At 34.3% G+C, this 13,692-nt stretch carries 14 protein-coding genes, 1 pseudogene and 1 riboswitch; of the genes and pseudogenes, 7 read left to right on the top strand and 8 right to left on the bottom strand.

Features of this window, described 5'->3' with window-relative positions; all coding sequences use genetic code 11:
* Window positions 1-12 precede the first annotated feature (12 nt).
* Window positions 13-771: a helix-turn-helix transcriptional regulator gene (locus NQQ59_RS03385; protein WP_144213619.1), complete on the bottom strand. Its 759-nt coding sequence runs from the start codon at window positions 769-771 to the stop codon at window positions 13-15.
* Between the two features lie 336 nt (window positions 772-1,107).
* On the opposite strand from NQQ59_RS03385, the gene NQQ59_RS03380 reads away from it, so the two are divergent.
* Entirely contained in the window at window positions 1,108-1,665 is a 558-nt protein-coding gene (locus NQQ59_RS03380; RefSeq protein ID WP_186296558.1) for a hypothetical protein, read from the top strand.
* Window positions 1,666-1,752: 87 nt separating this feature from the next.
* On the opposite strand, the gene NQQ59_RS03375 is transcribed toward NQQ59_RS03380, so the two are convergent.
* From NQQ59_RS03375 to NQQ59_RS03365, 4 genes and pseudogenes are all read right to left on the bottom strand, one after another.
* Window positions 1,753-2,025, bottom strand: coding sequence for a hypothetical protein (locus NQQ59_RS03375; RefSeq protein WP_257698129.1), 273 nt, complete (start codon window positions 2,023-2,025; stop codon window positions 1,753-1,755).
* Window positions 2,026-2,064: 39 nt separating this feature from the next.
* Window positions 2,065-2,217: pseudogene (locus tag NQQ59_RS25320) on the bottom strand (IS1595 family transposase); the annotation flags it as partial.
* A gap of 134 nt (window positions 2,218-2,351) precedes the next feature.
* Complete coding sequence (locus tag NQQ59_RS03370) at window positions 2,352-2,729, bottom strand: hypothetical protein (RefSeq protein WP_144213615.1); 378 nt, start codon at window positions 2,727-2,729, stop codon at window positions 2,352-2,354.
* Between the two features lie 268 nt (window positions 2,730-2,997).
* A complete protein-coding gene (locus tag NQQ59_RS03365) occupies window positions 2,998-3,630 on the bottom strand; it encodes an NAD(P)H-dependent oxidoreductase (RefSeq protein WP_144219738.1) in 633 nt (210 codons plus the stop codon).
* Between the two features lie 108 nt (window positions 3,631-3,738).
* On the opposite strand from NQQ59_RS03365, the gene NQQ59_RS03360 reads away from it, so the two are divergent.
* Entirely contained in the window at window positions 3,739-4,095 is a 357-nt protein-coding gene (locus tag NQQ59_RS03360) for a winged helix-turn-helix transcriptional regulator (RefSeq protein ID WP_144213613.1), read from the top strand.
* 36 nt (window positions 4,096-4,131) lie between these two features.
* Here the strand turns inward: NQQ59_RS03360 and NQQ59_RS03355 are convergent, their stop codons facing one another.
* From NQQ59_RS03355 to NQQ59_RS03345, 3 genes are all read right to left on the bottom strand, one after another.
* Complete coding sequence (locus NQQ59_RS03355; RefSeq protein WP_144213611.1) at window positions 4,132-4,611, bottom strand: MarR family winged helix-turn-helix transcriptional regulator; 480 nt, start codon at window positions 4,609-4,611, stop codon at window positions 4,132-4,134.
* A complete protein-coding gene (locus tag NQQ59_RS03350) occupies window positions 4,611-5,099 on the bottom strand; it encodes a GNAT family N-acetyltransferase (protein WP_144213609.1) in 489 nt (162 codons plus the stop codon). Before NQQ59_RS03350 ends, NQQ59_RS03355 begins: the two co-directional genes overlap by 1 nt.
* Window positions 5,100-5,224: 125 nt before the next feature.
* The gene (locus tag NQQ59_RS03345; RefSeq protein ID WP_144213607.1) at window positions 5,225-5,818 is read right to left on the bottom strand and encodes a hypothetical protein; all 594 of its coding nucleotides are present in this window, start codon (window positions 5,816-5,818) and stop codon (window positions 5,225-5,227) included.
* A 558-nt stretch (window positions 5,819-6,376) separates the two neighbouring features.
* Window positions 6,377-6,578: riboswitch (cobalamin riboswitch) on the top strand.
* A 121-nt stretch (window positions 6,579-6,699) separates the two neighbouring features.
* Here NQQ59_RS03345 and NQQ59_RS03340 point away from each other — a divergent pair.
* The 5 genes from NQQ59_RS03340 to NQQ59_RS03320 are packed head-to-tail and all read left to right on the top strand — an operon-like array spanning window position 6,700 to window position 13,669.
* Complete coding sequence (locus tag NQQ59_RS03340; RefSeq protein WP_257698128.1) at window positions 6,700-8,739, top strand: TonB-dependent receptor; 2,040 nt, start codon at window positions 6,700-6,702, stop codon at window positions 8,737-8,739.
* Window positions 8,736-9,881, top strand: coding sequence for a DUF5074 domain-containing protein (locus NQQ59_RS03335; RefSeq protein ID WP_144213603.1), 1,146 nt, complete (start codon window positions 8,736-8,738; stop codon window positions 9,879-9,881). The genes NQQ59_RS03340 and NQQ59_RS03335 overlap by 4 nt, the downstream gene beginning before the upstream one ends.
* A gap of 4 nt (window positions 9,882-9,885) precedes the next feature.
* Window positions 9,886-11,172, top strand: coding sequence for a cell surface protein (locus tag NQQ59_RS03330; protein WP_144213601.1), 1,287 nt, complete (start codon window positions 9,886-9,888; stop codon window positions 11,170-11,172).
* A gap of 39 nt (window positions 11,173-11,211) precedes the next feature.
* On the top strand, window positions 11,212-12,450 hold the full coding sequence (locus NQQ59_RS03325) for a PKD domain-containing protein (protein ID WP_144213599.1): 1,239 nt from the start codon (window positions 11,212-11,214) through the stop codon (window positions 12,448-12,450).
* A gap of 4 nt (window positions 12,451-12,454) precedes the next feature.
* The gene (locus NQQ59_RS03320; RefSeq protein ID WP_144213597.1) at window positions 12,455-13,669 is read left to right on the top strand and encodes a hypothetical protein; all 1,215 of its coding nucleotides are present in this window, start codon (window positions 12,455-12,457) and stop codon (window positions 13,667-13,669) included.
* The last annotated feature ends 23 nt before the right edge of the window (window positions 13,670-13,692 follow it).

The raw sequence follows: 13,692 nt of genomic DNA, 5'->3' as shown, positions 1-13,692 counted from the left end.
TATGCAGCAAAATTATTTTGAAGAAAGAGCGGATAATAGTATAAATCGGTCATTTTTGTTTTGAAACAGCTCTTTTGGTAGTGAACCTGAAATTTTCTTGACTTCTTTGATGAAATGGGTTTGGTCTGAAAAATTTTCTTCTGGAAACAGTTTTCCTTTTGCAATATGTTCTAATGAAGCGCGAAAACGAAGAATGGAGCTGTATTCTTTTAGTGAAATTCCGAAATAATGCTGAAAATAACGGTTTATTTGTCGGCTGCTCCAACCTGACTGTTCAGAAAACGATTTTACGGTTAATGCTCCGTTTGTTTTGTAAATAAGACTGAAGAGCTTTTGTTTTCTTGAATCTGTTTCTTTAATTAATAAAGACTTTATTTTTAAAGACGCTTTTTTACAAAACAATTCAAAATCTTCTAGATCCGATTTGTTGAAATTCCAGAAATCATTTTCAAGAGTTTTGCCTGAATTTATAAGGGATGTAATACTTTCATGAAAAACATATTCAACAGCCAGAAGTTTAAAACTGATTACAAATATCAGGCTATTGGCGGGAATTATTCCTTTTTCATATTGTTTGGTTCCTAATCCCAAAAGTCTGATTTGAAAAGGTTTTTCGGTGGTTTGAATTAAAGATAAATCTATTCTTCCATCAGGTAAACCAACAGTTTCTAGGGTTTTGTCCGATTTATTTTTCATGCACCAAAAACTATCCACAAAATCAGAAAGACTTGGATTTGGCTGAATTGAATGATATTCTAAATTTTCTTGCATTTAAATGAAAAGGCTTTTGAGATGTTTTCAACGAATTTATGACGAAATTTTAAAAATAAAGGATTGTTTCATTAAAACCAGAATGCTCTCTGATAGTCTGAAAAAGCATCTTTGTTTTTTGAAATTTAAGAAGTAAAAACTTAACATTGGGTAATTTGTTGTATTTTAGCGTGTTATGATTGGTTTTTGGCTTCGATGAAAAACTTAACATTGGCGAATAGGTTTTTCAATCTATCTTTGTTTATTATTTTTTGATGTTAATTTAATGATTTAATAACATTGAAAATTAGTAAAGTCCAGAATTAATTTAATCAATTTCTTAAAATTAACACAATAATGGCAGAAGAAGTGCTTACTAATGAAATCGATCAGGAGGTAAATACAGATACAGTTATCTCTACTGATGAAAACGAGCAAAATACAGCTCAAAACCAAGAAGCGGAATCAGTTACTGAGACTCCGGAATCTAAACCAAAACCTAAAAGAGCTCCTAGAAAAACAGTTGAAAAAGAAGCTGTTGTTGTAGAAGAAGAGGTAAAGGAAGAAGAAGAGTGGGAGGAAATTGAAGAAGCAGAAGAAGTAGTTTCATCAGAAGAAGACGCTGCTGAAGAAAATGGAGATAAATCTAAAAACGATAAGAAGAAGAAAAAGATGAAAGAAAAAGAGAAAAAACAGCTAGCTGAGAAAAAAGAAAAATTGAAAAAGAAAAAAGCAGTAGCTAAAAGAAAAGAAAAAGCTAAAGACGCTAAAAAAGAGAAAGCTAAAAAAGCAAAATTAAAAGCGAAAGCAAAAAAGAAAGCTAAAGCTAAAAAAGCAAAAGATAAAGCAAAAGCGAAAAAAATTGCTAAAAAGAAAGCTAAAAGAACTAAAGCAAAAAAGAACAAAAAGAAATAATTGTTTGATGGTTAATGGTTGATTATTATTTAAAATTGCCATTGCCTATTGAAATTTCATAATTGTTATTGCAAACAAAAAGTGCCTCTAATCAGAGGCACTTTTTGTTTTCTTTTGTATGGCTAGTCTATCAATTTTCTGAAGAAATTCGGGATCAAACTGAGAATAGGCTCTTAATCTGTATTTTTCGTCTCGCATCTTCATGACCAGACGTATTTTCTGTACCATTAGCCAGATGGGCTCGTATCTCTTATGACCTAATAAATACTGGATTTTAAGAATAGACATTCTTCTGTGCGTTAGAGTCATTAATTCAATGCAAATCATCCAATAACGTATGGGTAAATTGGAGTTCTCCATCACCGTTCCGGATCGCAAGCTAATGCGGTTTCGGCATTTTCTGCACTGAAATTTTAAATCATTTTGTCTAAAAGAGTGTGTGTCATGACCACATTTAATGCAAATGATGCCATTCTGCAAGCGCTGGTTTTTCAGCTCTTCAATGCAGGTAGCTTCATCTGGATATTTTTCAAAATAGGCGCGTAACTCCATTTATACAATTAATCATTTACAGCCCGAAATATAAAATTTTTTAAAGAAAAAGTAAACACTGTATCGCATAAAAAATAAAAAAGGAACATTCAATTTGAATATTCCTTCTCGTTGGGGTAATAAAAATACGGGTACTACAGTTTTGTTGCGATTTCTTTTTTGTATTTATTCAAAATCGATTTTGTCATACCTAAGTTAGCTTTTGTAGAATCTACAGCTAAATAAATAAAGTATTGTTGATTGTCAGAAACGTCAATAATATGTATCTGAGAACTAAGCGTAATCATAACATTGTCAACAACCTGACCTTGTAAATTTAGAGCCTTGATAGCATTCATTTTAGCCTTAACCACTTCAAGATTATAAGCCGATGCTAATTCAGGATCAAAATCTGCAACAACAGACTGAGAGTAGTATGACATACCGCTAGCGATTTCAGCTACAGAAACAGCGATAAACCCTGGGACGTTTTTTTTTAGGTCTTCACCAAATTGAGTTAAAAAATCAGACATAGTGCTAGAATTTTAATTTTGTATAAGAATTGAATTGTTTTGGATTCGACAAAATTAATTATAGATTATTATTTAATTATCCGCTTTGTGTACCTTTTTTTAGCTGAAATGTTAAAAAGAATAGAGTGGAATATTATGTTGTTTTATGATTTTTTGAATTTGATTTCATTAGGGCTTTAAAATGAAATATTTAAAAGAAAAATGCTTCTGAAAAAGCAGAATCAGCAATTTCAGAAGCATTTTTAACAAAGTGAAAAAATATAATTTTTTACTTAATTTCTGTGATAAATTCGTCTTGTGGCGTTCTTACTTTTTTAAGATTTACTAACCAGTCGCTTGCTTCGTCTCTGTAACCAAGTGGAAGAATCAAAACACTTTTCAGTCCAAGTTCGCTTAAGCCTAAAAGTTTATCTACTTCAGCAGGAATAAAACCTTCCATTGGTGTAGCATCTACTTTTTGTTCAGCAGCAGCGGCAACAGCGGTTCCAAGAGAAATATAAGCTTGTCTTGCAGCGTGGTTTGCATGCCATTCCTGTCCAAGAGGTTCGTACATTCCCCAAAGTGTTTTTTTGTAATCGTCCATTGCATTTGCAGGAATTCCTCTTTCAGCAATTGTTCTGTCAAAAACTGCAGAGATTCTGTCTAAGCTATATCCGTCCCAGGCAGCCCAGATTAAAACGTGAGAAGCATCTGTAATCTGACTTTGGTCAAAACTTACCGCTCTGATTTTTTGTTTTAAATCTTGGTTTGTGATGACAAAAATCTTGTATGGTTGTAGTCCTGAAGAAGAAGGAGCTAATTTTGCAGCTTCCAAAATGTAGTCTACTTTTTCTTGCGGTACCACTTGTCCGTTCATTTTTTTTGTAGCATAACGCCACTTTAGTGCATCTATTAAGGCCATTTCTTTGTAGTGATTAAAATTATGTTTCAAATGTAAAGACTTTAAGTGTATTTTTGTCATCTAATTACCAAAAGTAACTGTAACATCGAGGTAACTAACTAACACAGTATGATAAAAGAGGTTTTACATGATAAAAAAACATGCAGCAAACATATTTTAGCGGTGCATGACGCTATGGATATTTTAAACGGAAGATGGAAAATTGCCATTATCGCTTCTTTGTGTTTTAATACGTTGCGATTTACCGATTTATTGAGAGAAGTGGAAGGGATTTCGGGTAAAATGCTAAGCCGTGAACTAAAGAATCTGGAAGAAAATCAGTTGGTTACACGAACCGTTTTAAACACACAGCCTATAACGGTTGAATATCAGCTTACAGAATATGGGCATACTTTAAAAGAAGTCATTAATTCTTTGGCTAAATGGGGCGCTAATCATCGAAGAAAGATTACGGGGAAGGAATAAAGTATTCAGTCTCGGTCGCAGTTTACAGTCGCAGTATTAGTTTTCGTTTTTTCGTTCTATCGCTCTTTGGAAAAATCCTTGACGGGTTAGATTTTGTTCTGCTTCTTCAATAGCTTTTAAAAGATTGTTTTGGGTATTTGTGATTTCGTTCAGCGTTTTGCTCATAATATCCCAAACAGGTTTCATTTTGTCAATTAATTCTTTTCCTTTTGACGTTAAGATAATGAGCCTTTTTCGTTCATCCAGTTTGTCTTTTTTAGAACTGATTATTTTTTGCTTTTCCAGTTCTTTTAATAAACTAATCGTTGAGGGATGGCTATAACCTATTTCATTGGCGATTTCTACTACACTCAACATTTCTTTTATGTGTAACGTGTAAATTACAGGAAACCATTTGGGTTCAAAATCAATATTAAAATAGGTATAAATCTGAGCGCCGTCTTTTCGTAACTGTTCGCTCAGACGCTGTAATCTTGTAGATATGGCCAAAATGCCGATTTCGTCAATTATATTCATTATGCTGGATTTAAAGTGAGTTGGCAGAAAACATTATCAGGTTTCATTAACGGAAAATCACTTGGAAGTGCTTCTTGTGGAATCGTAATAAAATCATTTTTTTCATAAAAACGTAAAGCAGCCTGCAATAAAGTTACAGTGCCTAAATATAAATTTTTAAGACCGTTTTCTTTGCTGTAAGTGATTAATTTTTCCAATAATTGCTGGGCAATTTGAAATTCTTTACCTCTGAATTCCTTCTTTACAAACATTTTTCTAATAGCACCAGCTTCTGGATTAAATTTTACCAAGGCAATTGTTCCGACTAATTGATCATCGATAAAGGCTCCAAGAAAAATACCACCTGGTTTAAAGTAAAAGTTTTCAATATCTTGTAAATCTGGCTGATCTTCTAGAGTTATAGGAACATTGAACTCTTTTTGTTGAATGTTTAAAATCAAATCTACGATTTCTTTTTCGTACTCATTTTGTATGGACTTAATCTGCATTTTATTCTGGAATTTAATATGAGTACAAAACTACGTAGTTAGCTACATATATACAAACAAAAAACTGCTGAAGACAGCAGTTTTAAGTGTTTTTTTATGATTTTTACAATTTGTTTTTAAAAGAATTATTCTTTAACTAAAACAATTACAGCCTTATAACCTGTACCAACATTCCATTCGCTTGACGAAATAACCTGGCCTTTGTCATCATAAACCTTAAATTCGGCTGTATTTGGAGAAGCAAAACCTTCGTTCAAAGCTTCAATATCAATTTTATTGATTCCTTTTTCCAGATTTATTTTAACGCTTTTAAAATCACCATTTAACAAAACTTCTGGCTCAATAACTTTGTCATTCAAATATACTTTTACTTTATCTCCGTCCACAAAAGCCGCATCACGATACATAATGGTAGAAGTCACTGCAGTAGTATTGAAGTTTCCTAAAAATTGATTTCTTCTATAAAAAATTCCTTCAACATTTGCTTCTTGTTTGTATAAGTTGGTATCCTTGAAAAGTTCATCTGGATTAACTTGTAACGGTGCAGGTTTTTCTATCGGTGCAGGCGGATTTTCCTTTGGAGCTGCTTCTTTTGGCGGAATAACTTCTTTTTTATTAGCTTCTTTTGCAGGAATGGCTTTGAATTTACTATTCAATTCCTGTGAAAATCCATGTATGGAAAAAGTGGTAAGGGCAATTATCAAAAATATTTTTTTCATTTTTCTGTGGTATTTAAAAGGGGTATTTTTTTTTAGATTAGATGCATCATAATCTTTCTATATAAACATTTTATAAACCGAAATATTGCCTTGTGAAGGATTATTTGTAGAAAAATTAACTTTCGAGTTTGCCACGAATTACACCAATTTCCGCGAATTCAGTTAAAAGAACAAAAAAGAAATTAGTGAAAGTTCGTGTAATCCGTGGCTAAAAAAATCTCTTTGATCTGCTAAATCTGCGAGAAAAATTAATCTCTCGCAGATTTAGCAGATTTAGCAGATTTTTTTTTTCTTCTCTTTAGAGCAAAGTATAAACGCAAATTTCACAAATTTTCACAAATCTCATTTCAAAGAATAAAAAAGAAATTAGTGAAAATTAGTGTAATTCGTGACTAAAAAAATCTCTTTGATCTGCTAAATCTGCGGGAAAAATTAATCTCTCGCAGATTTAGCAAATCAAGCAGATTAAATCTAGATTTATTAGGCTTTCATAGCGAATTGTAGCTTTAAATTTGCTAAAAAAGCAATTTTTGGTTTGTGAAGCCAATAAAGCGTCCTATATTTGCGACTGATTTTGGTCTGTTTTTTCATATGAAAAAATAGTTAAAAGGGAATCAGGTGCAAATCCTGAACAGACCCGCTACTGTAAGTTCTACACAAAATCTTTAAACATTACTAATGCCATTGTTCCATTTTCGGGATGAGAAGGCCGTTTAAAGATAGAATAAGTCAGGAGACCTGCCACGATCACATAGTTTAAAACTTTCGTGGTATGAAGTTGATGACAAAGATAATGACCAGCTGTTTTACAGCGGGGTCAATTCTACGTTTATATAATTACGACATCACTTAAGTTATTTTTTAATTAGTGGTGTGTGATTTTGAAAAAGACTCTTTTAACCGTTTTTATTTTAATTTTTCCTTTTTGGCTTTATTCCCAAGCTGTAACTGATAGTTCGCGGGTTTTAAAAGAAGTTGTTTTAAAAGGAAAACCCTATCAGGAGGTTATTCCTGTACAAAGTCTTTCGGGCGTTCTGCTCGAAAAACTGGCAAGTCACAATGTGGCAGATGCACTTCGTTATTTTGCTGGAACTCAAATTAAAGATTATGGCGGTTTTGGCGGACTTAAAACAGTTGATGTTCGAAACATGGGAACGCATCATGTTGGGGTTTTCTATGACGGAATCCAACTTGGTAATGCGCAAAACGGAGTTACGGATCTTGGAAAATATTCGCTTGACGATATGGAATCGCTTACGATGTACAATGGTCAGAAAAGCGAAATATTTCAATCGGCTAAAGATTTTGCTTCGGCTTCAGCCATTTACTTAAAAACAAAACGTCCTGTTTTTCTGGGTAGTAAAAAGACGAATTTACTTCTTCGTTACAAAACCATGTCGATCAATTATCATGATCCTTCTTTTAGATGGGAACAAAAACTGAGCGACAAAGTAAGCATGAGTGTAAGTTCAGAATATATCAACTCAAATGGTCAGTATAAATTCAGATACAAAAGAAAAAATCTAGACGGAACAACTGCTTATGATACGACAGCCACAAGATGGAATAGTGATATTGAAGCTTTCCGATTTGAATCCGGTGTCTACGGTAAAATAAATAAAGGAACTTGGGATGCAAAAATCTATTATTACGATTCTGAAAGAGGTGCGCCAGGTGCAATTGTAGAAAATAAGTTCCGCGACGGCTTCAGGCAGTTTGACAAGAATTTCTTCGGACAGGCTTTTTTGACGAAAGATGTTTCTGAAAAGTACAAATTTCAACTAAGAGGCAAATTCGCTTACGATTATACCCATTATATCGCTAGAGATACCACCAGTGTTTTAGGCGAAACCGTAACCGAAGGCGCGCAATCGGACGATAGTTATTTTCAGCAGGAAACTTATTTTTCGGCAGTGAATATGTACAGCATTTTACCTACTTGGGATATTTCGCTTTCAACCGATTTTCAATACAATAAATTAAATGCTACAAGAAGAGGAATTCAGACGCAGTTTTCTTTTCCACAGCGTTATACGGCTTTGGTTTCTTTGGCAACCTCTTATCATTATGAAGGTTTTAAAGTTTTAGGAAATGTGCTGGCAACTCGTGTGATTGAAGAAGTAAAGTACAATGCTAAAGCACCTAATAAAACCGAAATTACCCCCGCTTTATTTCTTGGTTATACTCCCTTTAAAAAATACGATTTCAATTTAAGAGCTTTTGCTAAACGAATTTTTAGAATGCCAACTTTTAACGATTTGTATTATACCATGGTTGGTTCAAGCACTTTACGACCAGAATATATGAACCAATACGATGTTGGTTTTACGTATAATTTCCCCGTAAGGGAAAGTTTTTTCGACAAATTTTCTATTCAGGCAGATGCCTATTATACCAATACGAAAGACAAAATTGTAGCAGCGCCAACAGGAAATTTGTTCCGCTGGATGATGACCAATATCGGACAGGTAAAAGGAAAAGGAATTGAAACGGTTCTTACTGCAGGAACGCATTACGATAAATTAATTCTAAATGCAAATTTGACTTATACGTATTCTCAAAGTCAGGATTTTACAAAGGTTGCAGGTTTGCAAATGTCTTCTTACGGCGATCAGATTCCGTACACACCTTGGCATAGTGGCTCTGGAATTTTAAACGCGGGTTATGAATCTTGGAATTTCAATTACAGCTTTATATACGTTGGAAAACGCTACAACGGAAATGTCAATAATATTAAAGTAAACGAAGTACAACCTTGGTATACGCATGATTTGGCGGTTCAAAAAGCGTTTGCATTCAAAACCTACAAATTGAATGCAACGGTTGAAGTCAATAATGCTTTTAATCAGCAATATGAAGTGATTTACAATTATCCGATGCCAGGGAGAACATTCAAATTTATAATCAGTTTTGAGTTATGAAAAAGAGTTTTATAAAAATAATAGTCGGCGTTTTCATTGCCATTTCTCTGGTTTCCTGCCGAGAAGAGGAAACGATATTTCTTTCTTCGGATGTTCAAGTTGCTGCTCCTAGAAGTGATGGAAAAATTGAAGGTTTCTATCTGCTCAACGAAGGAAATATGGGAATGAACCGAGCGAGTATAGACGTTTTTAATTACCGGACAGGAAATTATACAACCGATGTGTACTCCGAACGAAATCCGTCAGTTGTAAAAGAATTGGGCGATGTTGGAAACGATATTCAAATTTATGGCGATAAGGTTTATGCGGTAATTAATGTTTCCAATAAAGTGGAAGTTTTAGAAAAATGGACGGCAAAACGCATCAAGAAAATCGATATTCCAAATTGCCGTTATGTAACTTTTTACAAAGACAAAGCCTATGTAAGCTCTTATGCAGGACCAGTGGCGATTGATCCAAATGCTGAAATTGGTTTTGTTGCAGAAATCGATACGACTTCTTTAGAAATAAAAAGAAAAGTAACTGTTGGATATCAGCCGGAACAAATGGTGGTACATAACGGAAAATTGTATGTAGCAAACTCTGGCGGTTATCGAGTTCCAAATTACGATCGAACTGTTTCAGTCATTGATTTAGAAACCTTCACGGAAATCAAAAAAATAGACGTCGGAATCAATTTGTACAGTATGAAAATTGACAGTCGAGGCGATATTTATGTGAGTTCAAGAGGCGATTATTATAACACGCCATCGAATCTTTTTGTGATTGATACCAAAACCGACGAAAAGAAAATGCAACTCGATATTCCAGCTTTAGGAATGTGTCTGGTTGATGATTTGCTTTATTACTACAGTGTTTCTTGGAGTTATGTCACGAACAGCAACAAGATCACGTATGGAATTTTGGATACTAAAACCAAAAAGATAATCAGCGACCAAATTATTACTGATGGAACGGATAAGAAAATAATGATTCCGTATGGACTTCAAGTAAATCCTGAAACGAAAGAAATCTACATCACCGATGCTCAAAATTATGTTGTAACAGGTTACATCTATTGTTTTACGCCTGATGGAAAATTAAAATGGAAAACTACAGCGGGAAATATTCCGGCACACATTGCTTTTATAACCAAAAAATAGAAATATGAAACAACAATTTTTAAAGTATTGTCGAATAATACTATTGGCTTTTGCAGTTATAACACTTGCAAATTGTTCAGGTGGAGATAATGATAATTCGGAATCAGGCAGAGGAGAAACAGCGGTAAACGAATTTAAATCGACTCGTTTTGCCATTGTTACTTTAAGTCCGAAAACAACTGCAAGTGCTGATGCAGTTTACAACTGGGAAATTGAAAATGTTTCTTCAGAAAATTATTCCTTAGTGAATATCACTTCCAAAGAAGCCTTATTTGCAGCAACGGCAGAAGGAACGTATCAATTTAAAGTTACTATTTCGGACAAAGGAAACACAACAACTCAAAAAGTGACAATTGTAGTAAGTACTGAAGCCAAAGAATTAAAAAGTTACATCTCTAAAGTGTTTGAATTTCAGCCTGCACCGGGACAATTTGTAAATGATCTTCCTGTGGCCAATGATGGTGATTCGGCCGATAGAATATTGACGAGAGCTAATTCTTATTTGGCAAAGAAAAACGGAGATCTTATTTCACTTGGCGCATTTGGTGGTTATGTCGTTTTTGGTTTTGACCACAGTATTGTTAATATCAAAGGCAGACGTGATTTTAGGGTTTTAGGAAATGCTTTTTGGGCCGATGCTAATCCGAATCCGAGTGCTGAATTGAGAGGCGGAAGTAGTGAAGCAGGTGTAATTATGGTGTCTTACGACAAAAATAAAAACGGACTTCCAGATGACGAATGGTATGAAATTGAAGGCGGTGGCCACAAAATGGAAAAGACGATTCACAATTATGAGATTACGTATTACAGACCAGATCCTAATAAAACACCAGTTTCAGGAGGTGGAACAGGAACGGTTGTTTTTACAGATATGGAATACATTTATTGGAAAGATAATCAAGGAAAAGATGGTTATCTGGTACAGAATAATGCCTACAATCATTCTTTGGAATATTGGCCTAAATGGCAAAAAGATCAAGCAAGTATCACTTTTAAGGGAACGAGATTACCAGACAATGCTGTAGATGAAAGTGGTAACGGAAGTTATTTTGTTCAATACGCTTTTTTGTACGGTTATGCTGATAATGCTCCAAACAATGACAACGATTCTGCAATTGATATTGATTGGGCAATTGACAGTAAAGGAAACAAGGTAAATCTTCCGGCAATAGATTTTGTAAAAGTTTACAATGGACTAAATCAGCAAGCAGGATGGCTCGGAGAAACTTCAACAGAAATCATGGGCGCAACGGACTTGCATCTTTTGGGAGAAAATATTCCAACGAGATAAAATTTAACTAGTATCAAATCAATTTATTATATCCAATTTATGAAAAAAAACGTTACCCGAATTTTAGCACTAGCTTTTGCATTCGCCTTTATCGGATGCAGCAGTGACGACAAAGACGAAAATGCGAATGTAATCGACATTACGCTTCAAGAAAAGTATGAAACACCGACTTTTACGGTTTTAGATATTACAGCTTCAGATGCTGGTGCGACTGCAAAATACGAATGGATTATGACTAAAAATCCAGTAAATCAAGTAACCGATTCGATTGTTGGTACTACAAAAGATTTAAGATTTACAGCTATTTACGCGGGTTCATATGAATTTACATTGAATGTAACGGCAGACAATAAAAAAGGAAGTAAAAATACGATTGTGAATGTAACGAATGAAGCAACAAATTTCAATCCGTATATCACACGCATTTTTGATTTTGATCCAGCTCCAGGAATGTTTGCCAATGATCTTTATAAAGATGGAAATTCTAAAGAAGATGTAATGAAAACAGCTTTAGGAAGAATCAACGAAACCAATATTGGTTATTTAGTAGACTTAGGTGGTTTTGGAGGATCAATTGTGGTTGGTTTTGATCACACTGTCGTGAATGTTGCAGGAACAAGTGATTTTAGAATTTACGGAGGAGATGTAACCAATCCGACAGGTGCAAAAGGAAATCCGCCAGCACCAGGATTAATTTTTGTGGCTTATGACAAAAACAAAAACGGAAAACCAGATGCAGACGAATGGTACGAAATAGCGGGAAGTCAGCATTCTAAATCAACAACGATCAAGAATTTTAAAGTTACTTATAAGAAAAAGGCGGTGGGTGAACCTTTGGTAACTTCAAGTGCGCTTTGGACAGATTATGAACATGTTTATTGTGAAAACAGTAAAGAAGATAAATATTATCTGCCAAGACCAAGAGGTAAAAAAGAATTTTATCCATTATGGGCAGCGCAGACTACAGTAAGTTATGAAGGCTTAAAATTAGATGTAGATTTTAAAACGGCTCGTGCGGGACAAACAACGCTTTGGTATTCGACTCCTCCAGAATGGGGATATGCCAATGCTATAAATCCAGATATCGATATTGATTGGGCGGTAGATAAAAACGGAAACAAAGCCAATCTTCCAGGAATCGATTTTATAAAAGTAGTCAACTGCGTGAGCGAACCAATGGGACTTTGCCAGCAACAATCTTCAATGGCAACTGTTTTCGCAGGAGCAGGAGATCTTCATATATTAAAAAAGTACAACTTAAAAAAAGCAAACAAATAAAACCATGAAAAAGTATTTAAAATATAGTTTAGTTCTAATTGGTTTAGTTGCTTTTTATGCGTGTAGTAATGACGATTCTAAACAAGAAGAAGTTATAGAACCAGTTAAAGATCCTGTAATTACTGTAAAATTAGCTTCAGAGTTCGCTGTACAGCAATATAATGCTGTAGAAATTACTCCAGAAGTAGCTATCGAAAATGCCAACGGAAAAACAGAAACGTATCAATGGTCGGTTAAAGTAACGGGCAAAGATGGTGTTGCAAAAGATTCTATTATTGGTGATACAAAAACGTTACTATTTATTACGCCAAAAGCAGCAGATTATGTAGTAGATCTTAAGGTAAAAGTAGATAAAATTGAGAAACAAGCTTCGACAAAAGTAACTGTTTCTGAAACCGGAAAAACCTACACAGCAAAAGCTTTAACACTAATTGATTTTTTACCTGCGCCTGGGTTTAATATAGATAATTACAGTACGAGAGCAGAAGCTTTTGAGGCCGCTCAGCAAAGCATAAAAGAGGAAGGTTCTGTTGCTTTGGGAACTTTTGGAGGATATATTGTAACTGCTTTTGATCATACGGTTGTTAATGTTTACGGAAAACGTGATTTTACCGTACAAATGGCAGCTGGAAGTACAACAATAAAGTTTTCTCCTGTAAGTATTGCAGTTGCATATGATGCGAATAAAAACGGAAAAGCAGATGAAAATGAATGGTATGAAATTGCCGGAAGCGAATACAACAAATCGACTACAATAAAAAATTACGAAGTAACTTATAGTAAGCCTAATCCAAGTGCAATCCCTGTAACGGGAGCATTACCTTGGCAGTATGATACCGCATATCTTTCATGGACAGATAATAAAAACGGATCTGGTAAAATTACAAAAACACTTACCCGTAGAAGAGTTAACTATTATCCAGAATGGCAAGGCGACACGTATACTTTAAAAGGAACAAAAATATTTATACCAACAAAAGATATAAGTGACGGTGCTGGTACAACTTTTAATATTGGAACCTTTGATTGGGGATACGGCGGTATAAAAGATCCGTCAATTGATATTAGTTGGGCAGTAGATAAAGATGGAAAAAAAGTGCATTTGCCAGGAATTGATTTTGTAAAAGTATATGTGCCAACATTTACTGCAGTAGGATCAGGTGATTTGGTGACCGCTGTTTTTGAACAAGTTTCAGATATCAATTTTCCAAATAAATAAGAACTGAATTTAATCCCTAAATT

The sequence above is a fragment of the Flavobacterium panacis genome (assembly GCF_024649945.1).
GTDB classification, from domain to species: Bacteria; Bacteroidota; Bacteroidia; order Flavobacteriales; family Flavobacteriaceae; genus Flavobacterium; species Flavobacterium panacis.
This window is presented reverse-complemented; position numbering and strand designations above follow the sequence as displayed.

Bases quoted from the DNA above. Each gene is read 5' to 3' on its own strand.
- NQQ59_RS03355 (WP_144213611.1), bottom strand. From the start codon at position 4,611: ATGAATATAATTGACGAAATCGGCATTTTGGCCATATCTACAAGATTA.
- NQQ59_RS03385 (WP_144213619.1), bottom strand. From the start codon at position 771: ATGCAAGAAAATTTAGAATATCATTCAATTCAGCCAAATCCAAGTCTT.
- NQQ59_RS03380 (WP_186296558.1), top strand. From the start codon at position 1,108: ATGGCAGAAGAAGTGCTTACTAATGAAATCGATCAGGAGGTAAATACA.
- NQQ59_RS03330 (WP_144213601.1), top strand. From the start codon at position 9,886: ATGAAACAACAATTTTTAAAGTATTGTCGAATAATACTATTGGCTTTT.
- NQQ59_RS03320 (WP_144213597.1), top strand. From the start codon at position 12,455: ATGAAAAAGTATTTAAAATATAGTTTAGTTCTAATTGGTTTAGTTGCT.
- NQQ59_RS03360 (WP_144213613.1), top strand. From the start codon at position 3,739: ATGATAAAAGAGGTTTTACATGATAAAAAAACATGCAGCAAACATATT.
- NQQ59_RS03325 (WP_144213599.1), top strand. From the start codon at position 11,212: ATGAAAAAAAACGTTACCCGAATTTTAGCACTAGCTTTTGCATTCGCC.
- NQQ59_RS03370 (WP_144213615.1), bottom strand. From the start codon at position 2,729: ATGTCTGATTTTTTAACTCAATTTGGTGAAGACCTAAAAAAAAACGTC.
- NQQ59_RS03365 (WP_144219738.1), bottom strand. From the start codon at position 3,630: ATGGCCTTAATAGATGCACTAAAGTGGCGTTATGCTACAAAAAAAATG.
- NQQ59_RS03345 (WP_144213607.1), bottom strand. From the start codon at position 5,818: ATGAAAAAAATATTTTTGATAATTGCCCTTACCACTTTTTCCATACAT.
- NQQ59_RS03375 (WP_257698129.1), bottom strand. From the start codon at position 2,025: ATGGAGAACTCCAATTTACCCATACGTTATTGGATGATTTGCATTGAA.
- NQQ59_RS03335 (WP_144213603.1), top strand. From the start codon at position 8,736: ATGAAAAAGAGTTTTATAAAAATAATAGTCGGCGTTTTCATTGCCATT.
- NQQ59_RS03350 (WP_144213609.1), bottom strand. From the start codon at position 5,099: ATGCAGATTAAGTCCATACAAAATGAGTACGAAAAAGAAATCGTAGAT.